The 7,547-nt window shown below is 68.3% G+C and carries 10 protein-coding genes and 1 pseudogene; all 11 read left to right on the top strand.

All coding sequences use genetic code 11. The features are described 5' to 3' along the window. A pseudogene (locus AOK15_RS06460) lies at positions 1–240 on the top strand (hypothetical protein); the annotation flags it as partial. After that, positions 237–1,736, top strand: coding sequence for a phage major capsid protein (locus AOK15_RS06455; protein ID WP_157870173.1), 1,500 nt, complete (start codon positions 237–239; stop codon positions 1,734–1,736). The pseudogene AOK15_RS06460 and the gene AOK15_RS06455, both read left to right, overlap by 4 nt. Before the next feature lie 91 nt (positions 1,737–1,827). Then, positions 1,828–2,349: a hypothetical protein gene (locus AOK15_RS06450; RefSeq protein ID WP_055513687.1), complete on the top strand. Its 522-nt coding sequence runs from the start codon at positions 1,828–1,830 to the stop codon at positions 2,347–2,349. Positions 2,350–2,361: 12 nt separating this feature from the next. Further along, on the top strand, positions 2,362–2,844 hold the full coding sequence (locus AOK15_RS06445; RefSeq protein ID WP_055513685.1) for a hypothetical protein: 483 nt from the start codon (positions 2,362–2,364) through the stop codon (positions 2,842–2,844). Continuing rightward, entirely contained in the window at positions 2,844–3,365 is a 522-nt protein-coding gene (locus AOK15_RS06440) for a hypothetical protein (protein ID WP_157870172.1), read from the top strand. The genes AOK15_RS06445 and AOK15_RS06440 overlap by 1 nt, the downstream gene beginning before the upstream one ends. A 40-nt stretch (positions 3,366–3,405) precedes the next feature. Beyond that, a complete protein-coding gene (locus AOK15_RS06435) occupies positions 3,406–4,467 on the top strand; it encodes a hypothetical protein (RefSeq protein WP_055513681.1) in 1,062 nt (353 codons plus the stop codon). 56 nt (positions 4,468–4,523) lie between these two features. Next, positions 4,524–4,844, top strand: coding sequence for a hypothetical protein (locus tag AOK15_RS06430; RefSeq protein ID WP_157870171.1), 321 nt, complete (start codon positions 4,524–4,526; stop codon positions 4,842–4,844). A gap of 6 nt (positions 4,845–4,850) precedes the next feature. Beyond that, positions 4,851–5,312 (top strand): hypothetical protein, encoded by a 462-nt coding sequence (locus AOK15_RS06425; RefSeq protein WP_055513677.1) that lies wholly within the window; start codon positions 4,851–4,853, stop codon positions 5,310–5,312. After that, a complete protein-coding gene (locus AOK15_RS06420; RefSeq protein WP_055513675.1) occupies positions 5,313–6,692 on the top strand; it encodes a hypothetical protein in 1,380 nt (459 codons plus the stop codon). It begins immediately after the preceding gene. 45 nt (positions 6,693–6,737) lie between these two features. Beyond that, complete coding sequence (locus tag AOK15_RS06415) at positions 6,738–7,130, top strand: hypothetical protein (RefSeq protein WP_157870170.1); 393 nt, start codon at positions 6,738–6,740, stop codon at positions 7,128–7,130. Positions 7,131–7,135: 5 nt separating this feature from the next. Continuing rightward, entirely contained in the window at positions 7,136–7,546 is a 411-nt protein-coding gene (locus AOK15_RS06410) for a hypothetical protein (RefSeq protein ID WP_157870169.1), read from the top strand. Position 7,547 lies beyond the last annotated feature (1 nt).

Below are 7,547 nucleotides of genomic sequence, written 5' to 3'. Positions count from 1 at the left end.
CCGCCGCCCGCCGCGCCCGCCCCCGTGGCTGAGGCCCCGCAGGTGGTCCACGTGCCCGAGCCGCCGCGGCCCGCCGACGAGGTCGCCGTCGACTACATGCGAACCCTCATGGCCAACGCCGCCAACGATCTTGCCGCCCCCGAACAGGCTGCGGCACCCGGCCCGACAACACCTGTCGAGCCGATCCCCGCCATCGACAGAAACGACTTCGAACGCAGCCTTAGGGAGGCACAGTGGTGACCACCGTCATCGAAGCGCAGCGCAAGGCCGTCACAGCCGGACTCCGCACGCGCATGCTCATTGCCGCCGGACACGACCCCAAGCGGGCCGGGCGCGCCTACAACCAGGCCACGCCCGCCCCGCCCAAGGGGGGCATCGACCCGGATCGGCTCGCGATCCCCACGTCGCAGGCCGAGCTGGAGGCCATGCTCGGCGACAGCGCACAGATGCAGCGCGTGTTCGCCGACAAGAACGGCGCGTTCGGTGAGTTCGTCACCAACTACGCGCGCGCCGTCCACAACCGTGACCTGTCCATCGCCACGCAGGTCAAGGAGCAGACGGAGCAGATCCTCGCGAACTGGCTGCGGGAGAACCAGCCCGAAGGCGTCGACCGCCTCGACCTCACCCCGAAGGCTGTGGTGGCGAACGGCAACGCCCGCAACCACCTCCACAACCCCAAGGCCATGGGTGCCGTCCTCGACCGCGAGTTCAAGAACTCGGCGGAGTACTTCCAGACGATCTGGCACAACGCCAACCGCACCGCCGACATGCAGGCCAAGCTGTCCCGCGTCCGCAACGCCTTCTCCAGCACGGTGCCGTCCGAGGGTGGGTTCCTCATCCCCGAGGTCCTCCGCTCCGAGATGCTCGCCGTGGCGCTGGAGTCCTCGGTGGTCCGGCAGCGGGCACGGGTCATCCCGATGGAGACGCTGCGCGTGCCGTTCCCCGCGATCGACGCCACCAGCAACGTGTCCTCCGTGTACGGCGGCGTCGTCGGCTACTGGACCGAAGAGGGGGCGGCGCTCACCGCGTCGCAGGCGGCGTTCTCCCGGATCGTCCTCGACGCGAAGAAGCTCACCGCGTACACCGAGGTCCCCAACGAACTCATCTCCGACAGCGCCGTCAGCTTCCAGGCGTTCCTCGACCAGATCTTCCCCGAGGCCCTCTCCTTCTACGAGGACATCGCCTTCCTCAAGGGCAGTGGTGTCGGCGAACCCCTCGGCGCCCTCGACGGCAACAACACCGCCACCATCGCCGTCGCCAAGGAAACCGGACAGGTCGCGGACACCATCGTGTGGGAGAACATCGTCAAGATGTACGCCCGCATGCTCCCCTCCTCCCTGGACCGGGCGGTGTGGGTGTGCTCCATCGACACCTTCCCCGAACTCGCCACCATGGCCCTCAGCGTGGGCACCGGCGGCTCCGCGATCTGGCTCAACAACGGCCAGGTCGGCCCTCCGATGACGATCCTCGGCCGGCCGGTCATCTTCACAGAGAAGGCGCCCGGTGTCCTCGGTGACCTTGGTGACATCAGCTTCGTCGACTTCGGGTTCTACCTGATCGGCGACCGGCAGGTCATGTCGGCGATGTCGTCGCCGCACTTCAAGTTCCAGAACGACCAGACCGCCTACCGCATCATCCAGCGCGTCGACGGCCGCCCGTGGCTGCAGTCCGCGGTGACACCCCAGAACAACGGCCCGTCGCTGAGCCCGTTCGTCCAGCTCGCCGAGCGCGCCTGAACCTGACAGCCAGCCCAGGGGCGGCAATCAACCCCCACCCCTGGGCCCAACCCACAGCGGCATTCACACCCCGCTGGGAGAGGCAGTAACCATGCTCGGACTGGCCAAGGACTACGACATCGGCCTGGCGTTCGCGCCCGTCGACCTCGCAACCGCAGGCTTCACCGGCAAGCGCATCAGCATGCACGACTGCGCAGGCGTCGACATCGTCCTCGTGTACGGGGCAGGCACCGACGGCGACGACCCCGTCCCGTCGCTGCAGCAGCACACCGCCTACACGGGTGGCACCAGCGCCGACCTGGCGGAGATCAGCACGATCTACCGCAAGGCGGAGACCACCCTCGACAACGACGAGATCTGGGCAGAGACCACCCAGACCGCCGCCGCCATCATGACCGCGGTCGCGGACGACGCGCAGAAGCAGAAGATCTACGTCATCCACGTGCCCTCCGCCGCCCTCGCCGACGGGTACACGCACATCTCCGTCAACCAGGCGGACCTGTCGAACAACGCGCAGCTCGCCGCAGGCCTGTACCTGAAGGTCGGTCTGCAAGTGCAGCGGAAGCCGTCGAACATGCCGAACCTGCTGCGCCCCGGCGCTGCGAACGCGTAAGGAGCCTGACCTATGTCTGTGATGATTCAGGGCTCCCAGCTGAGGAACCTCCGCCTCGGCAACGCGCCCGTCTCTTCCGCGTCCGGGGCATTCGCCGCGGACACCCGCGTCATCTTCACCGTGACCGGCGGGGAAGTCCTGGTGACCGGCCTGTGGGGTGTGGTGACCACCGCGATCACCGTCGCAAACACGGTCGCCCTGCAGACCAACCCCACCACCGGGGACACGAAGGTGTTCGTCGAGGCCACCGACATCGGCACCAACGACACCGCCGCCGGCACCGTCGTCGGGTTCACGCCGTCGATCGATGACCCGGCGACGTCGGGTGCCCTGACCGAGCATTCGATCATGCTGGGTGGGCATCTGCTGCGGGACCTGGTTGTGACGACTGGGGACATCGAGCAGGTGACGACGGGAACGAACCCGGACGGTGCGATCACCTGGTATGCGACGTGGGTGCCGCTGACGGACGGCGCGTCGCTGGTGGCCGGCTGATGGCTCTATGGGTGTGTGCGGGAGGGGCCGGCTGCGGGACGAAGTACGCGGTTGGTCTCTTCCGCTGCCCTCGCTGCCACAACGAAGAGTTCCACGAGGACGGAGATCCCATGGCGAAGATCACTCGCCACGGTGGGGCGTCGGACAAGACGCTGCCCACAGCCGAGGACGCCGCTGTCGCCGAGCCTGTGCTCACGGAGGCGGCGGCAGCGGACCAACCCGAGCCCGCCGCCGAGGTGCAGGGCGAGCACGGCCCCGAACTCGTCGACATGCCGTTCGGCGATGCGGTGGTTCCGACCGCCGACGAGGAGGAGGGGGGTGAGGGGTCATCGCCTGGGAGCAGCTCATCAGCATCTACAGGGCCGCAGCCGACGAGCTCCGAGCCGAACGTGAAGCCCCGCCGGAAGCCTGCCCGAACGGCGGGGAGCCGCTCCTCGAAGGGCCTGACGGAGTCCGGTTCTGCCCCTTCGACGGATGGCGAGAAGACGGACGAGTCATCGGCGTCTGACGGCGGCGAGTAGCTGCCGGCCCGCGACGAGACCTGAGAGGAGGTGACGGAAGATGACCACCACGCCGTGGCTGGCCAGCCGCGAGGAGGTCAAGGCCGAGCTGGACGTACGCGAGACCGCACGCTCCAACGCCCGCATCGACCGGGCGCTCGCCGACGCAACCGAAGCCGTACACGGCCTGTGCCACCGCGTGTTCTACCCGGTGCTGGCGACCCGCTACTTCGACTGGCCCGGCCCCCAGTACGCCCGCCCATGGCGGCTGTGGCTCGACGCCAACGAACTCATCTCCGTCACTTCTCTCACCTCCGGCGGCGTCACCATCCCCGCCTCCGACTACTTCCTTGAGCCCAACACCTACGGGCCCCCCTACAACCGCATCGAAGTCGACCTCGACAGTTCGGCGGCTTTCGGTGGAGGCGACACACACCAGCGCAACATCGGCATCACCGGCGTGTGGGCAGGCTGCCCCCTCGTCGAATCCCAGACCGGGGCAACCGTCGAAGCCCTCGACGCGTCCGAGACCGGCATCGACGTCGACGCCGCCACCAGCGCGGCGGTCGGTGTCGGCAACCTGCTGCGCATCGACACCGAACGCGTCATCGTCACCAGCCGCAGCAACCTCGACACCGGCCAGACCCTCGGCGGTTCAGGGCTCACCAACCAGAACAGCGCCGTCACTGTCACCGTGCAGTCCGGCGCCGCGTTCGCAGCAGGCGAGTCGATCCTGATCGACGGCGAACGCATGCGCGTCGACGAGGTCGCAGGGAACACCCTGGTCGTCACCCGCGCCTGGGACGGCTCCACCATCGCCGCCCACAGCGTCGGCGCCACCATCTACGCGCCCCGCACTCTCACCGTCACCCGTGGCGCGCTCGGCACTACGGCGGCCACACATCTGACCAGCGCGACCGTCTACCTCTGGGAGCCGCCCGGCCCCGTGCGCCAGCTCTGCGTTGGTGAAGCCGTCACCAGTCTCCTTCAAGGGCGGTCCGGGTACGCGCGGACGGCTGGCAGCGGCGAGTACGAGCGTGAGACGACTGGCCGCGGCCTGAAGGATCTCCGCGAGCGCGTGTATGTCTCCCATGGCCGCAAGGCCCGGACGAGGGCAGCCTAGCCATGCGCCTCGACGTGTCCACCGAATCCCGCGGCCCGATGTTCGACGGGCGTGCCATGCGTGCCCTGAATGCGTACGTCGACCACCTCGAACGGCGCCTCGCCACCGAGGGCCTGAACATCCTCCGCGGTGAGATGCACCGCGTGTTCCGGAACCCGACCGGCTACTACGAGTCCCGCTGCAAGGTCGTCGACGGCAACAAGATCACCGACTCTCGTGTCGTGTACGGGCCGTGGCTGGCGGGGATCGGGTCGCGGAATTTCCCGGTGACGAAGTTCAAGGGCTACAACCACTGGATCCGCACCCGCGCTCAGCTGAACGCCCGCAAGGTCGGTATCGGCGAACGGCTGCTGCGCCGGTATACGGGTCGGATGTGATGCCCCGTGTCTCTTGACCTGCTCACCTACCGGAACACGGCCCTCTCCCACGCCATGGCGGCTGGACTGTTCGGGAACGTCCTCGACCACGAACCCGTCAGCGCCCCCGGCAGCGGGCTCACCGCAGCGTTCTGGGTGTCCCGCATCGGCCCCGTCCCCCTCGGCTCCGGCCTCAACAAGACGACGGCCCGCCTGGAACTGATGGCCCGCATCCTGATGCCCGCCGACACCGAACCCCAAGGCGAAGTAGACACCGCAGTCACGGGCGCCGTGGACGCACTGCTGACGGCGTACTCAGGTGACTTCCAGTTCGGCGGGAACGTCCGCCTCGTCGACCTCCTCGGCGCCTACGGAACAGCGTTGCAGGCGGAGTTCGGCTACACGAGCTTCGCAGGCGGCACCACATACCGGGTGGCAACCCTCACGATCCCCCTGATCATTTCCGATGCTTGGGCACAGGTGGCATAGATGTCGATCAGTAACGGACTCGGCCAGGCCTTCTACTACGGCGGCTACGACCTCAGTGGTGACACCGGTTCTGCGGATGACATCGGCGGCGGTCTCGTCGGCACGCAGGACGTCACGACCATCGACCTGCGTGCATTCAAGCGGGTCGGGCTGCTGCGGGACGGCCGGATCTCATGGGGTGCGTTCTTCAACAAGGCGGCCGGCCGCGCTCACTCGCGGCTGTCTGCGCTGCCCACAGCGGACCAGCACCTGATGTGGGCGACCGGCGCAGCGATCGGCGACCCGGCCGCATGCCTGATCGGCAAGCAGATCAACTACGACCCCACCCGCGCACAAGACGGCAGCCTGACCATCGCCGTCAACGCGCAGGGCAACGCCTACGGCCTCGAATGGTGCGACCTCCTCACCGCCGGACAGCGCACCGACACCAGCGCCACGAACGGCACCGCCGGCGAGTTCGGATACGACGGCGAAGACTTCCTCTTCCTGTCCGGCAGCAGCGGCGACTACGCGAGCACCCCGGACGCCGCCGCCCTCGACATCACCGGCGACATCGACCTGCGGGTACGGGTCGCGATGGACGACTGGACGCCGGCCGCCGAGCAGACGCTGATCGCGAAGTACACGGCCACAGGTAACCAGCGGTCGTATGCGCTGGCGGTGACGGCGGCCGGGGCTCTGATCTTCCGCTGGTCGGAGGACGGCACAGCGGAGAAGACGGAGACGTCGTCTGCGGCGACCGGGTTCACCAACGGCAGCACGCACTGGGTGCGGGCGACGCTCGACGCGGACGTGGGCGGCACGGACGCGACGGTGACGTTCTACACGTCGGAGGACGGGGCGACGTGGACGGCGCTGGGTGCGGCGCAGGCCAATGGTGCAACCACGAGCATCTTCGCTTCCACGGCGGTCCTGGAGCTCGGTGCGCAGACCGGCGGCACGGTGAACCGGCTGGCCGGGAAGATCTTCCGGGCGCAGGTGCTGTCCGGGATCGGCGGTACTTCGGTGGCCGCCCCGATTGCGTCGGCGTCGGGCAACGGGGTCACGGATGCGACGCCGCGGACGTGGACCGTGAACGGCAACGCGCTGGTGTCGTCGCACACGGAGCACGGCTTGCAGGCGTACTTGCAGGTGTTCTCGTTCGCGGGCACGGACGTGACGGTGAAACTCCAGCACTCGCACGACAACTCGACGTTCGCGGACATCACGGGTGGCGGGTTCACGCAGGTCACCAGTGGGCCGACGACGCAGCGGATCGAGGTCGCTGCGGGGACGGAGATCCGCCGGTATGTGCGGGCGGTCACGGTGACCACGGGCGGGTTCACGTCGCTGGTGTTCGCGACTGCGGTGAACGTCAACCTCACGGCGACGACGTTCTAAGGGGTGGGTGTTGTGGTGTTCAGGCCGAACGATCCGCGGCTTCCGGTGGAGGCGTATCAGACGTGGTCGGTGAAGTCGCGTCCGGACAAGCGGGTGAAGACCGTCTGTGAGCGGGTGGGCTGCCCGCAGTGGCGGAGTGGGTGGGAGTCCGTCATCGACGAGTCCACGCCGCTGGGCCGCGATCAGGCCGCGTTCATTCGTGGCTCGCGGCGCACCTTCAAGGAGCAGCACACCGCTGCCGGGCTGACGGTGTTCCGGTTCGAGCCGTACCAGCGCTGCTTCGCCGATCACCAGACGATGCCGGAGAAGTACCTCGTGCGGGGCGGCGACTACCGGGCGACGGTCGGGGAGCTGCGGGTGCACACGCGGGCGGCGGACTGGGTGGAGCACGTGCAGCAGCACATGGGCCGCCTCCTCGACGAACGGGCGAAGGGGTGAACGGCGTGGACGAGCCGAAGCCGTGGCGCCTGTGGATCGACGGCGAGGAACGCACCGACGACTGCGAAGTCCTCGACTTCGGACTGCCGTGCCTGACGTACGACACGTCCCGCGACATGGGCGCAATGCGGCGCGTCCTCGGACCGCTCGGCTTCTGGATCAAGCTGACCGGACCGAGTGAACGCCTGCGGGCGCTCGCCGACGGCGGCAAGCAGGTCCACCAACTGAAGCTGCGCTTCGGGGACCAGGCGCTGCCCGTGCCGGTGCAGTTCCACGAGGAGTGGGTGGAGGACAGCGGGGCGCGCAGACTGTTCGGCTGCCTCGCCTACGACCGGAGTAGCGGCCCGCAGTGGGTCACCGAACCAGCAAACGACGAAGGGCAGCGCCCGCTGACCCTCGCAACAAAGGAGGGCTGAG

This window comes from Streptomyces ossamyceticus (assembly GCF_001418475.1).
GTDB lineage: Bacteria > Actinomycetota > Actinomycetes > Streptomycetales > Streptomycetaceae > Streptomyces > Streptomyces ossamyceticus.
The sequence above is the reverse complement of the archived record's forward strand: the minus strand, read 5'-3'. Positions and strand labels throughout refer to the sequence as shown.